The organism is Alteriqipengyuania halimionae (assembly GCF_009827575.1).
In the GTDB taxonomy this organism is placed as follows: Bacteria; Pseudomonadota; Alphaproteobacteria; order Sphingomonadales; family Sphingomonadaceae; genus Alteriqipengyuania_A; species Alteriqipengyuania_A halimionae.
Window position 1 is genome coordinate 1,543,016 of the sequence record NZ_WTYR01000001.1, and the last position, 18,244, is coordinate 1,561,259.

Here is an 18,244-nt window from a genome sequence, read left to right on the forward strand (position 1 = left end):
CCGCGCCCCTCCCGATCCAATGGAACCCGACCCATGCAGCAACTCGCCGAAGACTTCTGGAATTTCCGCGGCTCCTTCAAGATCGCCGGCTTCATCGATGTCGGCACCCAGATGTCGCTGGTCCGCCGCGCCAATGGCCGGTTTTTGCTGCTCGACAGCTACGAGGTCGAGGGTGAGGACAAGGAGCAATTGCTCGAACTGACCGATGGCGGGGTCGCGATCGATGCGATCATCAATGTCCATCCGTTTCACACCATCCATTGCGAGGCTATCCACAAGCTTGCCCCCGTCGCGCGGCTGATCGGCACGGAGCGTCATCGCAAGCAGGCGCCGAACCTGCCGTGGCACGAGCGCGAGATCGAGCAGGCGCGGACGCAGGCGGAATTCGCCGACGACCTCGAGTTCACAATCCCCGCTGGCGTCGATCTCGTGACCGACGATGACAGCGTCCATGCCGGGTCCGTGATCGCACGCCACCGCGCCAGCGGGATCGTGCATGTCGACGATACGTTCAACGTGCTCGCCGCACCCGGGGTGCTCAAGAGCGTGTTGCCGCAGTCCGCGCTCAAGTTTCACCCGATGCTGCCCAAAGCCCTCGAAAAGCGCCCCGGAGCGGCCGACGATTTCATTGCCTGGGCGAAGGACATCGCCGAGAAGTGGGCCGGAACGCCGATCGTCTGCGCCGCCCATTCCGCAGTGCGCGAGTTGCCCGAAAACGGCTGGCGCGACGAAGTGCTGGCGGCACTCGCGGGCGTCGAAAAAAGTCTGGCCAAGCACCGCGCGCAACACGGCTGAACACCGCAGCACGACCGCGCCCCCGCGGGATCGGATCGCTTCCGCCCGAGAACGATCAGCCCACAAAAAGCATGTCTTGCCTTGAAAGTGTGATGTTATAACGTATCTCATTTGCGCTCTCCCTCCAGCCCCCGGCGTCTATGCATATTTCATCCCGTACGACCGTTCCCGCCTATGACTGGGTGGGCATCGTCCTATCGACCGTCTGCCTGATCCATTGCCTGCTCGTGCCCGTACTGGTCGCAATCGCGCCGTTCGTCGGCGTGACCTTCCTTACGCAGGCATGGCTCGAAAATGAATGGTTTCATCTGGCAATGCTCGTGCCCGTCTTTCTCGTGAGCGGCGTCGTGCTAGGACGCAGGGCGCGGCGCAATGCGCTTATCGGATGGCTGGCGGCCTTGGGCCTCGGTGCGATGCTAGCCGGCGTGTCGTTGGGCAACGAGTTGGCCGAACAGCTGCTGACCGGCGGCGGCGCGGTGCTGCTGGTGAGCGCGCATATCGTCAATCTGCGCAGCCACAAGCCGATCAAGCACACCCGCCCATCGATCAAATGACTGTCGATTTCGGCTCGTTTCGACTATCGAGCCGAACGTTACAAACGAGTCCCAGCCGGACCTGGCGAGGACTCCAAAGGAAAACGGGAGTTTCCATGCGCAAGACTATCCTCGCCCTCATGCTCACCACGGTCGCCGCTTCGCCGCTGGCCGCGCGCGAAGGCATGTTCACCCCCGAACAGCTGCCCGAAATCGCCGCCGACCTGCGCGATGCGGGAATCGAGATGGATCCGGCCGATCTGTCCGATCTCACCGGCTTCCCGATGGGCGCAGTCGTTTCGCTGGGCGGGTGCTCGGCCAGCTTCGTCTCGCCGCAGGGCCTCGTGGTCACGAACCACCACTGCGCACGCGGATCGGTGCAATACAATTCGACCGCCGAGAACAATTATCTCGAGAACGGCTTCCTCGCCCCGACCATGGGCGCCGAACTGCCCGCCGCGCCAGGCTCGCGCATTTACATCACCACCGATTTCACGGACGTGACCGAGCGCATGCGCGAAGGCACCGCGCAGCTGACGCCGAACGAGCGCTACGATACAGTCGAGCAGCGGATGAAGGACATCACCGCCGAATGCGAACAGGAAGCGGGCTATCGCTGCCGGGTCGCGAGTTATTACGGCGGCGACGAATACAAGCTGATCAAACAGCTCGAAGTGAAAGACGTCCGCCTCGTATACGCCCCGGCGGATTCGATCGGGAAATATGGCGGCGACGTCGATAACTGGATGTGGCCGCGCCACACCGGCGATTTCTCGTTCTACCGCGCCTATGTCGCGCCCGACGGGTCGTCGGCCGAATATTCCGAAGAGAATGTGCCTTACGAGGCCGAGCATTATCTCAAGGTCAGCAAGAGCGGCCTCGACAATGGCGATTTCGTGATGGTCGCGGGCTATCCGGGTTCGACCTCGCGCTATGCCATGCTCGCCGAAGTCGAGAACACCTTCGGCTGGAACTATCCGACGTTTCAGGCCCTGCTGACCGACTGGATCGGCACGATCGAGACCGCCGCCCCCGAAGGATCGGACGCGCGGGTGAAGTACGAAGCGCGCCTCGCCGGGCTCAACAATTACGAAAAGAACCTGCGCGGCCAGATCGAAGGCGCACGCCGCGTCGGCCTGATCGAACGTCGCCGCGCACGCGAAGCGGCGCTGGCCGATTGGATCGCTGCCGATCCCGCCCGCGCCGATTATGCCACCGCGATCGCCGACCTCTCGGCATTGTCGCAGGAAAGCGCGACGGCTTCGCGCACCAGCTTCTGGTACGGCAACGCCACCCGGGCCCAGCTGCTCGGCGTCGCCCAGCGGCTCTATCGCCTCGCGAAAGAGCGCGAACTGCCCGACGCAAAGCGTAAGCCCGGCTATCAGGAACGCGACATGGCGTTTTTCCGCCAGGGCCTACAGGCGCTCGATCGCCGCTATGATGCCGATGTCGACAAGGCCGAGTGGAAGCTGTTCCTCGATGGCTATCTTGGCCAGCCCGAAGCCGAACGCGTCGCCGTGTTCGACAACGCGCTCGGCCTCACCAGTGTCGACGATGCAAAGCAGATCGATGCGATTATCGACGGCTATTACACCGGCACCTCGCTCGACGAAGCGGACACGCGGCTTGCGCTGATGGATGCCAGCGTCGCCGTTCTCGAAGCGAGCGACGACCCGTTCATGAAGCTCGCCATCGCGCTTTACGATTACGAGCAGGGGCTCGAGAACGAAGCCGAGGAACGCGCCGGTCGCGCGCTGGCACTGCGCCCCGCCTATATGGAAGCGATCACGCAGTGGCAGAGCGAACAGGGCCAGCTGCCCTATCCCGATGCCAATTCCACCCTGCGCATTACCTTCGGCAACGTGATGGGCGGCTCGCCGTTCGACGGCATGGAGTACCTGCCCTTCACCACCCTCGAAGGGATCACCCAGAAGGACACCGGCATCGCTCCGTTCAACGCACCCGAGCGCGAGCTCGCGCTGATCGAAGCCAAGGATTACGGCCCGTACGAACTGGAATCGATCGGTTCGGTCCCGGTCAACTTCCTGTCCGATCTCGACGTTACCGGAGGCAATAGCGGCTCGGCGACGCTCAATGCGAAGGGCGAACTGGTCGGCCTGCTGTTCGACGGCACGTTCGAAAGCGTGAACTCCGACTGGGATTTCGATCCGCGCACCACGCGTTCGATCCATGTCGACACCCGCTACATGCTCTGGGTGATGCAGAACGTCGACGGGGCGCAGAACCTGATCGACGAAATGGACGTGGTCGACTGATCGCCCCTTCCACCGGCGGTGTCACCGCCATGTCGCGCGCTTGTCACAAATGCCTTGCAGGCAAGCGCGCGACAACCGGCCGGTGACGGCCGAACCATACCACCAGACCTGGAATACGATCATGACCGCCAACCGCCCCATCTCCGCCCTCGATCGCCGCCGCTTCCTAGGTGCCACGGGTATGGCTTTTGCCGGCCTGGTCGCCAGCGGCTGCGTCAGCCGCACAGCGATGGGTGCGGGCAGCGGGGCGAGCGCGTTCACCGATTACGGGCCGCTGGTGCCCGATCCCAAGGACCTGCTCGACCTGCCGCGCGGCTTTTCCTACCGCCTGCTTTCCTCGCTCGGCGATGCGATGGACGATGGCCGCACGGTGCCCGACAAGGGCGACGGAATGGGCTGCCTGCCGCTCGGCAATGGCGAGATCGTGTTGATCCGCAATCACGAGCTGGTGCCAGGCAACGATTCTGGCGGTGATCTTCCGATCGGTTTTGGCACGCGCGACGGCGAGGTCGTGCCCGGCGGCACCACCAATATCGTGCTCGACGCGCGCACGCTCGACGTGAAGCGCGAGTTCCGCACCCTGGCGGGCACGATCCGCAATTGTTCGGGCGGCATCACCCCGTGGGGCAGCTGGCTGACCTGCGAGGAATCACCCACCGGCCCCGGCCAGCGCTATGGCGACGGATTGGCAAAGAACCACGGCTGGGTGTTCGAAGTCCCCGCCAACGCGACCGGCCTCGTCGATCCGGTGCCGCTCAAGGCAATGGGCCGCTTCAACCACGAAGCCGCCTGCGTCGATCCGAAAACAGGGATCGTCTACCTGACCGAAGACCGTGACGATTCGGTGCTCTACCGCTTCATTCCCAACCGTCCCGGACGCTTGGCCGAAGGCGGCAAATTGCAGGCGATGGTCATCGATGGCCTGGCCGACACCCGCAATTGGGAAGGCACCGCCATACCGGTCGGGCGCAGCTACGATGTCCGCTGGATCGATTGCGACGATGTCGAGGCGCCGAAAGACGATCTGCGCCAGCGCAGTGCCGCCAAAGGTGCCGCTCTCGTCGCGCGCGGCGAAGGAATCCACTGGGGCGAGGACGATCTGTTCGTCTGTTCCACCAGCGGCGGGGCGAAGGGCCTTGGCCAGATCTTCCGCCTGGTGCCGGGCCGCGGCGAGCGCGCCGATACGGTCGAGCTGTTTTTCGAAAGCGAGAGCGAGGACCAGTTCAATTTCGGCGACAATCTCACCGTCGGTCCCAATGGCCACCTGATCGTGTGCGAAGACCAGTATACCGACATCGTCGACAACCATCTTCGCGGCATCACGCCCGATGGCCGGGCTTACGATTTCGGCCGGTTGCGGATGCAGACCGAGCTTGCCGGCGGATGCTTCTCGCCCGACGGGAAGTGGTTCTTCGTCAACGCCTATTCGCCGACCCGCACGATCGCCATCACCGGCCCCTGGGCCACGTGATAGGTCGCGCCGCGCACGAAAAGCAGCCCTCATCCGCCCTGTGCGAGGCTAGTCGGCCGGCGAAACCTGGCTCAACAGCCATTCGAGCAGGTCGGCCTTGAAGCGCGCGCTGTCGGTGCCGTTCTTGCCCAGTCCGAAGCCATGGCCCCCATCCTCGTAGACGCGCAGCGCCGCTTCGCCGCCGCGTTTGCGCCAGCGTTCGACCAGCGCAAACGAATCATAATGGATCAGCTCGTCGTCGCGCGCGATCGCAGCGAGCATGGGCGGCAGCTTGTCGGTCGTTAAACCGGCATCCATCGGCCCGTAGACGTAGCCGACGAAATCGGGGCCCCATGGTTTCGGTTCCTCGATCACGTTCAGCACGGTCATCGCGCCGGCCGAAAAGCCGATCATGCCGATCCGGTCGCGGTCGAGCGACCATCTGTCGGCCTCGGCATCGATCACTCGCAGGGCTTCGATTGCGTCTGCGGTCGCTCTTGGCTCGCTCACCTCGATCGCCCCGCCATCGGCGATTCTCGACATCATCGCGGCAAGCTTGATGCCGAACAGCAGGTCGCTTCCCGGTGTCGGATTGAGCCGGTATTTGAGGACGAAGGCCGCGATACCCTGTTCGGCCAGCAATTCGGCCACCTCGGTGCCCTCTGTCGACATCGAGAGAATCTGGAACGCCCCGCCGGGCAGGACAAGCACCGCCGCGCCCGTGGCCTTCCCGGGCTCGGGCAGATACGCGATCAATTCCGACTGCTGCACATTGCGGACGATCAGATTGTTCTCGGTCCGGTACCATTGCTCGTCATCTCCGGCCTCTTCGTCGGACAAGACCGGAATGGTGGAGGCGAACTTCGGAGCATCGACCCGATCGAAGCCCGGAATCGGCGCAGCGCAGGCCGCCAGAAGCAGGGCGATCACGCCGCCCAATGCGAGTTTTCCCTTGTGATTGCTCAGTTTCATGATGGCCTGCCTTGCTGGTTGATTTCCGGATTCAGAAGCGGATGCTCAAGCCGACCTGCACCAGCCGCCCACGCGTGGAGCCATTGGTGTAGCCGGGATCCGCATTGCGCGGGTATCGGCTGGCGCTCGTCGATATCGACGCAGCCGGACTGGAAGAGCATGCGAGTGCGCTGCGGGAGCGGCACGGGTGCGATGTCGCGACCTGCGTGGTTGATCTGGCGCAACCGCCAGAGGTTCGCGATCTCGCTGAATCGCTCGCTGGGACATATGGCGAGGATCTGGCGCTGCTGGTCAACAATGCGGGGATCGCGCTGGGCGGTGGGTTCGAGGCGGTGGAAAAAGCCGATTTCGATGCCTGCATGCAGATCAATTTCGGGGCCGCGGTGCAGCTCGTGCGTGCCCTGCTGCCTTCGCTGGAAGCGGGCGCAGGCGGGTGGATCGTTAACGTGTCGAGCGTTTTCGGGATCGTCGCCCCGCCGCGACAGACCGCCTATTCCGCGAGCAAGTTCGCGCTGCGCGGTTTCAGCGAGGCATTGACCCACGAACTGGCCGAACATCCGTCGATCGGGCTAACCACTGTGTTTCCCGGCGGGGTAAAGACCTCGATCGCCAGGAACGCGCGCGTGCCCGGTAACGCCGACCAAGCCGTCCGCGCCGAGCAGGTCGCCGCAATGGAGAAGAAGCTGACCATGGAGCCGCGCAAGGCAGCGGAACTCATCCTCGGCGCGGTCGACCGGCGCAAGCCTAGGGTGCTGGTGGGCAAGGATGCAAAGCTGGCCGAGAAGATCCAGCGTTTGCTTCCCTCGCGCTACTGGAAGATCATCGGGCGCAGCGCCTGAGGCTTTCGCCTAGACGTTGCCGAATGTCTCCACCTGCTCGCCGAGTTCCACCCATTGAGCTTCGGCTTTCGCCAGCCGGTCGCTGACGTCGGCGCGCTGGATTGACAGATCGTCCATCGCGACGTCCGCGAGATGCTTCGGTGCCTTGGCGGGATCGCACATCGCCTGATCGATTTCGTCGAGCTTCGCTTCCAGCTTGGCCACGGCTTTCTCCGCCGAGGCCAGCTCGGACTTGAGGAACCGGGCCTGGGCGCGTGAGGGAGCAGGCTTGGCCGAGGCCCCCTTCTTCGGACCGGAGCCTCGGTCCTTTTTGGGCTGATTGCGACCCATCACGAAATCAATGTAGTCGCTCATGCTGCTGCGATATTCGCGGGCCGTGCCGCCATCGACCAGCACGAGCCGATCGGCGGTCAGTTCCACCATATGGCGGTCATGACTGATCAGGATCACGGCGCCCGAATAGTCGTTGAGCGCCTGCACCAGCGCCTCGCGTGCATCGACATCGAGGTGGTTGGTCGGTTCGTCGAGGATCAGCAGATGCGGCGCGTCGCGCGTGATGAGGGCCAGCGCGAGCCTTGCACGTTCTCCGCCCGACAATTTCTCGACCTTGCCGGTCGCGCGCGGGCCGGAGAAGCCGAAGCGTCCCAATTGCGCCCGCACCGCCGCCGGCGGCTTGCCCTCCATCGCCCGAGACATCAGTTCTAGCGGGGTCTCGTCGCTGGCGAGTTCTTCCACCTGATATTGCGTGAAATACCCGACCTTGAGCTTGCCCGGTGCAGCCAACCCGCCCTCGACCGGCTCCAGCTGGGACGACAGCAGGCGCGCGAGCGTGGTCTTGCCGTTGCCGTTGCGGCCCAGCAGCGCGATGCGATCGTCCGCGTCGATCCGCATGTCGAGCCGCCGCAGCACCGGCGGTGCATCGCCATAGGCTACCGCCGCACCGTCGAGCTGGATCATGGGGGAGCGCAATTCCTCCGGAGACGGAAACTGGAAGCTGAGCGAGGGATCCTCGATCATCGCGACCACCGGCTGCATCTTGGCCAGCATCTTGGCGCGCGCCTGCGCCTGCTTGGCGGTCGACGCTCGGGCGCTGTTGCGCGCCACGTAATCTTCGAGCCGCGCGCGCTGCGCGTCCTGCGCCGCCTTGGCTGATTCCAGCTGGGCCGCACGTTCGGCCCTCTGTTTCTCGAACGTGTCGTAGCCGCCGGTGTAGAGCGTCAGCTGGCCGCCCTGCAGGTGCAGGATGTGATCGACCACATTGTTGAGCAGATCGCGCTCATGGCTGATGACCAGCACCGTCGCCGGATAACTCTTGAGGAAATTCTCGAGCCACGACGTCGCTTCGAGATCGAGGTGGTTCGAAGGTTCGTCGAGCAGCAGGATGTCCGGCTCGGAAAACAGCAGCGCGCCCAGCGCCACGCGCATCTTCCAGCCCCCCGAGAAGGTAGCGAGCGGCCGTTGCTGCATCTCCTCGTCGAACCCCAGGCCGTTGAGGATCTTCGCTGCGCGGGCGGGCGCCGTGTAGGCATCGATCGCCAGCAGCCGCTCATGCACCTCGCCCAGCCGATCGACATCGGTGCAGGTTTCCGATTCCACGAGCAGCTCGGCGCGCTCGACATCGGCGGCCAGCACCGCTTCTTCCGGCGTGATCGCCCCATCGGGCGCGTCCTGCGCGATATAGCCGATGCGCGAGCGGGCCGGTTTGCCGACCTGCCCTTCGTCGGGCTCGATCTCGCCGATCAAAGTCTTCATCAACGTGGACTTGCCGGCGCCGTTGCGGCCGATCAGTCCTACCCGAGCCCCTTGCGGAATAGTCGCGCTGGCGCGTTCGAGTATGGGCCGGCCGCCAAGCCGGACGGTGAGGCCGTCGATGGTAAGCATGGATCGCCCATAGCAGCACTCTCCGTGCTCGCGCTACGGCACGTGTTCGAAAAAATGGGCGGCCGGCCTAAGGGGGAGTGCGGAACCGAGCCGGCCGCCCACATGATGCGTGTCAGAACCGTAGGGTGGCCTGCACGCGAACCGTTCCGCCGCTCATGTCGCCGACATAGATGTCGCCGCCGACCGAAAGGTCGACCAGCTCCGCGACGAGCGCCGAAATACCGAACTCGGCCTTGCCGTAACTGTCGACGGCCTGGTCCTCGAGCGCAAACGGGGTTTCGCCCGACAGGAAGGTAGCGCTGTTCTGGCCGCCGAACTCGTTGACCCAGAACATGGCCGCCTGCGGCCGGATCGCCACGCCGCCCAGCGAGAAGCTGGCCCCGGCCCGGGCGCCGAACTCACCGCGCAGGCTCTTGCCATTGTCGAGGGCGAAGGCATCGGTATCGAACTCGACCGCGTCGAAATCGGCGCTTGCCCAGTTGAGCGCGGCGACCGGCTCGACGAAGAAGCTGTCACCGCCGAAACGCGCGCCGATCTCTGCCGTTGCGCCATACACGGTCACATCGGTGCTGGCCGTGGTGCCGACGCTGGCGAGTTCGAAGTCGATCGAACCGAAATCGATCTTGCCGACCAGGTTGGCGAACAGCACGTCACCCTGGAAGCCGGCGAAGACGCCAACGTTCTCGCTCTCCATGCGGTAGAGGTTCTGGGTTTCGGCGAAACGGTTCTCCGAGCTGGTGTGCCCGAACATCGCACCGAAAGCCAAGCCGCCGCGCCGCAGCGAGATGCCGGTTTCGAACCCGGTGGCGTGATCGTCGTTGGCGATCGACTGGGTGATCGTGTCGCCGTCGTAATCGACCGTCAGCTCGGTGGCCGAAGCCTCGCGGCTATCGTCGAAGAACTGGCCCCAGACAGAAGTGCCGTCCTCTTGCGGCAGCGTACGGGCGGTAGCCTGCTGGTAGCGGAATGCATCGACGCCGCGCTGCCAGTGATCGGTCGCCATCCGGCCCGTGCGCACCACTTCGAACACTTCCTCGTCCGGTGCCATCGCCAGCGCGATGGTGCCGCCATCGCGAACGAGACGACCCGAGAGGAAACCGAAATCGGCGCTTTCCTCTTCGAGCGTGAAGGAAGTGCCGCTATCCTGATCGGTCAGCGTGACGAGATCGACGCTGGTGTCGAGCGCGATATCGCCGGTCCACGCGATCGCGATCTGGTGGGCTCCCGAGATGTTACCGAACACCATCGTGTCGGACGAGATCGACCCGCCCTCATTGATGATGTCGAAGCCAAGCGTGCTGCCCTCCCGACCGACGAAAGCCATCCCGGTGAAATCGAAGCTGTCTCCGGCCTCGCCGTTGACCAGGCTGAAAAGACCCTGGTTGTCGAAGGTCTCCAGCCCGTCGAACGTAGTCGCACCATCGACCGCGAAGACGGTGCCGGTGTTGACCAGGACGTCGTCGCCGTCGCCGAACAGGCTGGTGCCCGATGCGCGGAACGTCCCCGCATTCCGGAACGTGTCGTCGGCACCGGTCAGGCTGATGCGGCCTGCCAAGGCTCCTCCGGCCTCGGTCCGGACCGTGGCGCCGGACGTCACGGCAACTGGAACGGGATCGATTTCCACGCCGGGTATCGGCATCTGGACGACCATGCCCGGTTCGACGACCAGCGCGAAACCATCTGCCGAGCTGCCGAGCAGTCCGCCCGAAGCAACCGTGACCGTGATATCGCCCGCACTGGCGATCCGCACACCCGCACCGCGTTGCGAGAGGACTCCGCCCGCGATGGTGACATCGATATCGCCGGTTTCGCTGGTTGCGGTAATGCCGTCCGCACCTTCTCCCGATACCGAGATGTCGCCGACCATCAGGCTGGTGGCGCCAGCGCCGGTCATGGTACTGATGCCATGGGCGTTGGCGCCCAGCGTCGAGATCGCGCCTGCCGTGATATCGATCGCCCCGTAATCGCTGCGGGCTTCGATACCGATCGATGCCCTATCCGTAATATCGAACCGGCCCCTCAGGATGTTGCCGACCTCGCTGATTTGATAGGCTTCGGTGATTGTGGTGGTACCGCCGGTCGTGGAAACCGAATTGACCGCGATCGTCACATCGCCCGAAGAGCGGGCAGCGATGCCGCGCGCGGAGTCCCCGCTCGTTTCGATGGCGTCGGCCGTGATGGTGATGGTGGCGGGAGGCTCGGCGCCGGGAAGCGGTTCCGCTTCGGCAGCCGCCAGCAGTTTTTCTTCCATAGACGAGGGCGAACCCGTCGCACCCGCGTTTTCGGCGCCCGGCGAATCGCCGCCGGAACCCGGAAACATGTCTTCTACCGGCCTGATTATCGGCTGCATTCCAGGATCGATCACTCCGAGACCGAATGTCTGGATACCATCGGCAGCGTCTCCGGTGGTCGTGATCGTGCCGACTTCGATATCGGAACCCACGCTGGTGCTGGCGAACAGTCCCACCGAGTAGGAGCCGGCTGTCTGGATCGAACCGATGCGGATGGTGTTCGTGGTGTCCGTGTTGCGCACGACGACACCGGACGAGTAATCGCCAGCAGTGATCACCGAGTTGGCCAGCAAGGTCAGCGTGGCACCGTCTTCGAACTCTGCGCCGCTGAGCGCGCTGTAGCCGATGCTCCTTTTTCCAGTCGTCACGATCTCGCCGACCGAACCGTAGACCGATCCCGACAGGGAGATGAGACTCGCCCCGCCCATATTCGGACCTTCTGCGATGACACGATTGGCTTCCAGCCGCGCTTCGTTCAACACCGATCCGACATCGACGGCGTCACCATTTGCAAGATCACCAGTGCTGCGTGCGATGACCTCATCGACCTTGAGCGAGGCGCCGAGATCGCCACGAACGCGCACGCCAATAACGCCGCCACTGCCAGAGACTTCGACGGTGCCGGCTTCGACCGTTGCCACCCCGTTCGTGGCGAAGGTATTGATCCCGTTCACGTTTTCGCCGCTAGCGGTCAGTTTGCCTACGGTGACCGACAGGTCGCTGTTGAAGCTTTCGGCAGCAATGCCGATCACGCTAAATCCAGGAGCGAGGCCGGCCGGATTTCCAGCGGGACCCGACGGCGGACCGGAAGGACCACTGGGGAGGCCAGGGCCGCCCGGTCCCCCAGGCCCACCCGGGCCCCCAGGTCCGCCTGGATTGTCTTCGACATAACGATCACCGGACGCGGTCACTTCGTTGGCAACGATCACGACGTCGCCCCCTTCCGAACGTGCTTCGATCGCGGCTGCACTGTCGCCATCGGCCGAAGCCGTGTCGACCGTAATGGTGACGTCGCCCCCTTCGCTTGCAGCGCTGATGGCAGAGGCCACGTCGCCCGTGGTCGCGACATTGCCCGCCTCGACCGTGATGGAATTGTTGGATGTAAGGAAGATTCCGGCAGCGAAATCGCCACTGGTAATGACCTCGTTCACCATGACCGCAATGTCGCCATAGGTTTCGACGAAGATGCCATCGGCCTCATCGCCGCTGGTCATCACCGAATTGGCGGTGACGGCGATGTCCGATCCTCCGCCGTCGCCGCGCAGCGCCATGCCGTCGGCCTCGGCACCGGTTGTCACGATGGTATCGCTCACCACGTCGAGTTCGCCGGTCGCCGAATAGGCGTCGATCCCATTGGCCATGTCGCCTTCGGTCACGATCGAACCGCTCTGGATGCCGATATTCTTATCGGCGAATATGGTGATCCCGGTGGCAAGCATGCCTGCGGTGGAGACCGCATCGCTGATGACCACCGCGTCACCCGAAAGGCTATTGGCGGAAATGCCGCTCGCAAAATCGCCTTGGGTCGAGACCGACCCGCTTTCGACATAGGCACCGCCATCGCTGCCCGAGGCGGAGATACCGACAGCCCCTTCGCCCTGCGTGTTCACCTCATTGCTGAAAACTGTCGCATCCATCTGGGCGATCGCCTCGATCCCGGTGGCATTCGCCCCCACGGTCGAAACATAGCCACTTTCGACCTGGAGCGAGGTGCCGCTATTGACGTAGATACCCTTCGGAGCATTCGTTTCCACGAGAACGGCGCCGGCCGGGCCACTGGGGCCACTGGGGCCGCCAGGTCCGATCGGCCCGCCAGGATCGCCGGGATCGCCAGGACCATCGGGATCACCAGGCCCGTCGGGATCGGTCGGGCCACCCCCGCCATCGGTGACGATCGCCTCCCCCGTCGTGACAACCGAACCGCTGCGGACATAGATTGCACCGTTCGAAGTCGCAAGGATGCCGACTGATCCATCACCGCCAACTGTGACCTCTTCGCTGAGAACCGTTGCCTGCCCGAAGTCCCCGACCGCCACGATGCCATGTGCCTGCTTCCCGCTCGTAATGACCGAAACGCTTTGTACCTGCGGAGAGAAATTGGCTTCGGCGACGATCCCGTGCGCTCCCTCGCCTGCTGTGACGACCTCGAGGCTGTCGACCGTTGCGTAAGATCCGGCCTTGGCGTGGATGCCGATCGCACCTCGTCCCTGTGTCGTCACCAGATCCGACAGGACCAGACTGTCGTTGCCGGACTCCGCCGCGATACCAATTGCGTTCGCTCCGGTAGTGGCGACCTCGCGGCTTTCTACGCTGACGAGTCCCGCATTGGCGAAGGCGTCGATCCCGGTGCTGCCTTCGCCCGCCGTCTCCACCGACTGGCTGAAGACGAGAAGCGAGGTCTCGAAATCGACGTCTTCCTTGCGCGCGTTAATGCCCTTCGAATTGTCGCCGGTCGTTACCACGCGACCGCTGGACACGAAGATCTCGCCCGACTGGCCGAGTGTTTGTGCGACAATACCATCGGAACCGGCGCCCGAGGTCATGACGTCGGTGCTGGTCACGAAAACGGAGCCGTCGGTAGAGCGCCCGACAATTCCGGGTTCACCATTTCCATCCGTGACGACCGGTTCGAAGATGCTGATGCTGACGTTCTCGTCGCTCTCTTCGCGGATTCCAGCGGCGGCTGGGTCGACGGAGAGCGAATAATCCGCTGTGGCAAGCAGGGAAGGCTGTTCCTCGCTCGCGGATGCGTCGGCCGCTTCTCCTGCAATGGCAGGTTGGGCGGCGATCAGGCCAACCAATGTCGTGCACAGCAACTTGCTCCGCAGACTTCGAGGAGAAGAGGTGTTCGCGTGCAAGGTGGTCATTGATGAGGATCCCTTTGTATCTCGCGAGCAAAACTGCAGGAGGCGTGCTCGCATTTCGTCCAAGATTGGAGAATCCGCACCCCGTTCGTCCAAACGAGAGCGAATGCAGACACAAAGATGCGCAGAGATGGGGCGCCGGTGCAGATAAATGTCACGAACGACCGGCTAGGTGCTACGAACGCCAACTGGGGCATTTAACGTCGGGCCCAACCGACGATAGACTGGAGCGATGTTCATGATCGTCGACGACCTGCCCGCCGAGGGCAAGCTCGTGCCCGCGCCGGACGATGCGCCCGGGGTACGCAACCGCGACACGCATCTCGTGCTCGCGATTATCGTCTTTTGCTGGCTGTTCTATCTTATGACGAGGATCCTCATCGGCATCGCGCACGAGGCCAGCCCCCTTGACCGATGGATGGGCCGACTGGCGGTCGTAGGGTTCGGAATTGCTCTTTCCTGCGCGATGTATCGCGTATTGCTCAGGTGCGTAACGCGATCCGTTCCGGTCAATGCCCTGATCGTGGTGGCAGGAGCGTGCATTGCGTCGGTGCCATTCGCGTTGTTCAATACCTGGCTGATCGATACCTTTGCTGCTCCCCTGCCAAATTTCGCAATGAGCGCGCTCATCGCCTGGTGTGCGAGCGTGCACCTGTTCTTCGCGCAGGCGATCGCGATGGTGGCAGTCATCTATGCGGTGCAGTTGCGCGACGAAGAGGCGCATTCGCGCACGATGCAAAAGAGCCTGCGCAAGGCTGAATTGCGCGCGCTGCGCTATCAGCTCAACCCGCATTTTCTGTTCAACGCGCTCAATTCGGTCTCGGCGCTGATCTGGGCCAAGCGCCCGTCCGAGGCCGATCGCATGGTTTCTCGCCTCGCCGATTATTACGAGACCGTGCTGACTGCCGACGATCGTGAATTGGTCCCGCTGAGCCGCGAGATCGAGACGCAGTTCCAGTATCTCGAGATCGAGCGCACGCGTTTTGCGGAGCGGCTGAAAGTCACGACCGATTGCCCCGATCACCTGCGCGGCGCGCTGGTGCCGAACCTGATCATCCAACCGCTGGTCGAAAACAGCATCAAGCACGGCGTCGCGCGCTCCTCCACCGAAGTCGAGATCGGGATTTCGGTGAGCGAGGAGGACGGGCGTCTCGCGATCATAGTGTCGGATTCAGGCGTCCAGGGCGACGGTCAGCACTCGGCACGCAGTTTCGGCGTAGGCCTCAGGAACACCGAAGCCCGGCTCCATTCGTTCTTCGGTCCGACCGCCAGCCTGCGGGTCGAGGCCCGGCCCGACGGCTTCCTGTCGCGCATCGAGCTGCCACTCAAGACGGGGTGATGCGATGAAGGTGTGCTTGGCCGACGACGAGGCGCTCGCGCGCGAGCGGATGCGCTGCATGCTCGCGCTGGAGGACGACGTGACGATCGCTTCCGAAAGTCCCGACGGCGAAGACGCGCTGGCGATGATCGAGCGCCACCAGCCCGATATCGTGCTGCTCGACATCGAGATGCCCAAGGCTGACGGTTTCGACGTGGTCGATGCGCTGGGAGCGATCCGCTTCACCGCCGCACCTCCGCTGATCATCTTCGCGACGGCGTTTCCTCGCCTCGCCGCGCAGGCCTTCGACACAGGGGCGGTGGACTTCCTGACCAAGCCGGTGCGGCATGAACGCCTGCAACTGGCGCTCTCCCGCGCACGCGAAACCCTCACTACCCGCGATGCGGTAGACCGGCTGGATAAGCTGCGCATGCATCTTGAGGGGCTTCGCGCCGATCGGGAGGAGATCGAAGATACCGATGTCGAGAGCCGATCGATCTGGGTCAGCCAGGGCGCTGAAGCGATCCGGGTCGACTTGGCAAAGGTGGATCACGTCGCAGCCGAAGCGGAGTACATCCGTCTCCATTGCGGCGAGCAGAGCTTCCTCCATCGCCAATCGATGAGGTCCTTCGTCGATGAGGCCGAAGCGCTCGGCTTCGTCCGCGTGCACCGGTCCTACGCCGTCTCGAGAAAGCATTGCCAGCAGACCCAGCGGACATCCTGGGGCGGCCAGCAGGTCGTGCTTACCTCCGGGGCCGTGGTGCCTGTCGGGAAGAAGTACCGCGACCGGCTGGCGGACATCGTCAGCTAAACCGTAGCCGCCCGTTTTAACTCTACCCTAACCAACCGCCCATCATCCCTCATCGCGCCGCGAATCCGTCCTGATGCCGGCCAGGCCAGGGGCGGATCGGCCATTTTGATGAAGGGACGACCGGCTCCGTGTTAAAGTCGATCATCTTATCGGAGCCGCGTATGCGCTTGCCCAGTCGTCAAATCCCGCAGTCCGGAATGGCTTGGCTCGGAGCCACATGCCCAGCGGTCGGCCGGCGATGAGCGGGGCGCGTGACGATAGCTTCGCTGAACTGAAGGAACGCGCAGATCGCCTGCTCGCGCCGCACGAATGCGCGCGGATCGCAGTCGAAGACAAGGACAAGGACGCCGCTTGGTCCGAACTCGACAGGCGCCTCAAGACATGCGGCTTCGAGGCGAGCACGCTGTTTTCCGTCCCGCTCGGCCGAAGAGATTATCCGGCCGAAGAGCTCACCCTCGGTGTCGCCGTATCGCCCGAATTCATGGCCTATGCCTGGGAGCATCCCGAACTGGCGGAAAGCGCTCCGGGGGTGCGGCAACTGGTTTCGAGTGACGCGATCGTGCCGCTTATCCCCTCGCATCCGCGCACGGCCGAATTGACCGAAGCCGAACGCGATAATCTCGCCGTGATGCAGCGCTTCGGCTTCAAAGGTGGCTTTGCGGCGTCGTTTCCCGATCGCATTCACGGGCGAATGCTCGTGTTCAGCACCTGCGCGTTGTCATCGGAGGAGCTCGCCCTGTTCCTCTACACCGAACTGGGCGAAAGCGTGGCCACCAGCATCGCGATGTTTCTCGAGGGGCTGGCGGTGCGCGAACTGATGGCCAATCCCCAGTATGTCCCGCTCTCGCTGCGCGAGCAGGAATGCCTCGCATTGGTGAGCAATGGCCATACGACCAAGCGGATTGCGACACGGCTGGGCCTGACCGCGCGCACGGTGAACGAACATGTCAGCAATGCCTGCACCAAACTGCGCGCGTCGAATCGCACCCAAGCAGCCACCCGCGCGATGCTCAAGGCGATGCTGCTCTAGCGCACAATTGCCGGCGACTTTGCTCAACGCTGTGCGGTCATCGCGATGTATAGGGAGGATGCCTCGTCGGTGGTAGCGAGGCGAGGCTGGCTGGGGTGGCAGGGATCGAACCTGCGAATGGCGATACCAAAAACCGCTGCCTTACCACTTGGCTACACCCCAGCAGCGGGCGCCCGTATAGCGGCCTGTGCGCGGATGTGAAGGTGTTTGTGTCGTGCGAATGTATCGCATGCGGCGCCCCATTTGGGCCACCGCATTCGACACTGCATTTTGACAGGCTTATTTCAGCGTCTTGCCTTCGAAATCGGCCGCCGAATGGCGTTCGGCCAATTGCTCGTCCACTTCGCCCCAAGTCTTGGCGACGATGCGCCCGCGTTTGACGGCAGGGCGCGCGGCGATCTCGCCGACCCAGCGAGCGACGTTTTCATATTCGTCTATCGAGAGGAAAGTCTTCGCATCGCCATAGGCGCTCCCTTCGACCAGCGCGGCAAACCATCCGAAGCTGGCGATGTCGGCGATCGAATATTCGTCGCCGGCTAGGAAGCGCGCTTCGCCCAGCCGCTGGTCGGCGACATCGAACAGGCGCTTGGTTTCCATCGCATAGCGATTGATCGGATATTCGTATTTCTCCGGCGCGTAGTGATAGAAATGACCAAAGCCGCCGCCGATGAACGGCGCGCTGCCGACTTGCCAGAACAGCCAGCTGAGCATTTCGGCGCGGTTGTCGCGCGCAAGGAAAGTGTCGAACTTCTCCGCCAGGTGGAGCAGGATCGCGCCGCTTTCGAATACGCGCACTTCCTCCTCGCCCGTCAGGTCGAGCAGCGCGGGGATCTTGCTGTTGGGGTTCACCCCGACGAAGCCGGAAGTGAACTGCTCGCCCTCGCTGATATTGATCGTGTAGGCATCGTATTCGGCATCGCGTCCGGCTTCGAGCAATTCTTCGAGCATGATCGAGGCTTTGACCCCGTTGGGCGTGGCGAGTGAATAGAGTTGGAAGGGATGCTCGCCGCGCGGCAGCTCGCGGGTCTCGCGCGCGCCGGCCGTTGGCCGGTTGATGCTGGCAAACTTGCCGCCGCTTTCGACGTTCTTCCAGACTGCGGGCGGGGTGTAGGTGCTATCGGCCATGGGACGGGTCCTTGCATTGTGTTGTCCATCACGAAGTGGGGCTTCGGCGAAGCGGTGCA

General features: G+C 63.6%; 12 protein-coding genes and 1 tRNA gene. 8 read left to right on the forward strand and 5 right to left on the reverse strand.

Annotated elements, in window-relative coordinates; genetic code table 11:
- The first annotated feature begins 33 nt into the window (after positions 1–33).
- From GRI68_RS07525 to GRI68_RS07540, 4 genes are all read left to right on the forward strand, one after another.
- Positions 34–795 (forward strand): hypothetical protein, encoded by a 762-nt coding sequence (locus tag GRI68_RS07525; RefSeq protein ID WP_160616684.1) that lies wholly within the window; start codon positions 34–36, stop codon positions 793–795.
- 140 nt (positions 796–935) lie between these two features.
- Entirely contained in the window at positions 936–1,349 is a 414-nt protein-coding gene (locus GRI68_RS07530; protein ID WP_160616685.1) for a MerC domain-containing protein, read from the forward strand.
- A gap of 95 nt (positions 1,350–1,444) precedes the next feature.
- Positions 1,445–3,604, forward strand: coding sequence for a S46 family peptidase (locus GRI68_RS07535; RefSeq protein ID WP_160616686.1), 2,160 nt, complete (start codon positions 1,445–1,447; stop codon positions 3,602–3,604).
- Positions 3,605–3,725: 121 nt separating this feature from the next.
- Positions 3,726–5,075 (forward strand): alkaline phosphatase PhoX, encoded by a 1,350-nt coding sequence (locus GRI68_RS07540; RefSeq protein WP_160617887.1) that lies wholly within the window; start codon positions 3,726–3,728, stop codon positions 5,073–5,075.
- 48 nt (positions 5,076–5,123) lie between these two features.
- Here GRI68_RS07540 and GRI68_RS07545 read toward each other — a convergent pair whose 3' ends face one another.
- Positions 5,124–6,026, reverse strand: a complete 903-nt coding sequence (locus GRI68_RS07545; protein ID WP_160616687.1) for an alpha/beta hydrolase — start codon at positions 6,024–6,026, stop codon at positions 5,124–5,126.
- 104 nt (positions 6,027–6,130) lie between these two features.
- Here GRI68_RS07545 and GRI68_RS07550 point away from each other — a divergent pair, with 104 nt between their 5' ends.
- A complete protein-coding gene (locus GRI68_RS07550; RefSeq protein WP_160616688.1) occupies positions 6,131–6,865 on the forward strand; it encodes an SDR family NAD(P)-dependent oxidoreductase in 735 nt (244 codons plus the stop codon).
- Between the two features lie 9 nt (positions 6,866–6,874).
- On the opposite strand, the gene GRI68_RS07555 is transcribed toward GRI68_RS07550, so the two are convergent.
- Positions 6,875–8,746: an ABC-F family ATP-binding cassette domain-containing protein gene (locus tag GRI68_RS07555; protein WP_160616689.1), complete on the reverse strand. Its 1,872-nt coding sequence runs from the start codon at positions 8,744–8,746 to the stop codon at positions 6,875–6,877.
- Positions 8,747–8,858: 112 nt separating this feature from the next.
- Positions 8,859–13,904, reverse strand: a complete 5,046-nt coding sequence (locus GRI68_RS13630) for a beta strand repeat-containing protein (protein WP_199799729.1) — start codon at positions 13,902–13,904, stop codon at positions 8,859–8,861.
- 235 nt (positions 13,905–14,139) lie between these two features.
- Here GRI68_RS13630 and GRI68_RS07565 point away from each other — a divergent pair, with 235 nt between their 5' ends.
- From GRI68_RS07565 to GRI68_RS07575, 3 genes are all read left to right on the forward strand, one after another.
- Positions 14,140–15,240 (forward strand): sensor histidine kinase, encoded by a 1,101-nt coding sequence (locus GRI68_RS07565; RefSeq protein WP_160616690.1) that lies wholly within the window; start codon positions 14,140–14,142, stop codon positions 15,238–15,240.
- A 4-nt stretch (positions 15,241–15,244) separates the two neighbouring features.
- The gene (locus tag GRI68_RS07570) at positions 15,245–16,030 is read left to right on the forward strand and encodes a LytR/AlgR family response regulator transcription factor (protein WP_160616691.1); all 786 of its coding nucleotides are present in this window, start codon (positions 15,245–15,247) and stop codon (positions 16,028–16,030) included.
- Positions 16,031–16,268: 238 nt separating this feature from the next.
- Entirely contained in the window at positions 16,269–17,060 is a 792-nt protein-coding gene (locus GRI68_RS07575; protein ID WP_160616692.1) for a helix-turn-helix transcriptional regulator, read from the forward strand.
- Between the two features lie 87 nt (positions 17,061–17,147).
- On the opposite strand, the gene GRI68_RS07580 is transcribed toward GRI68_RS07575, so the two are convergent.
- Positions 17,148–17,222, reverse strand: a tRNA-Gln gene (locus GRI68_RS07580).
- Between the two features lie 117 nt (positions 17,223–17,339).
- Positions 17,340–18,185: a glutathione-dependent disulfide-bond oxidoreductase gene (yghU, locus tag GRI68_RS07585; protein WP_160616693.1), complete on the reverse strand. Its 846-nt coding sequence runs from the start codon at positions 18,183–18,185 to the stop codon at positions 17,340–17,342.
- Positions 18,186–18,244: the final 59 nt, after the last annotated feature.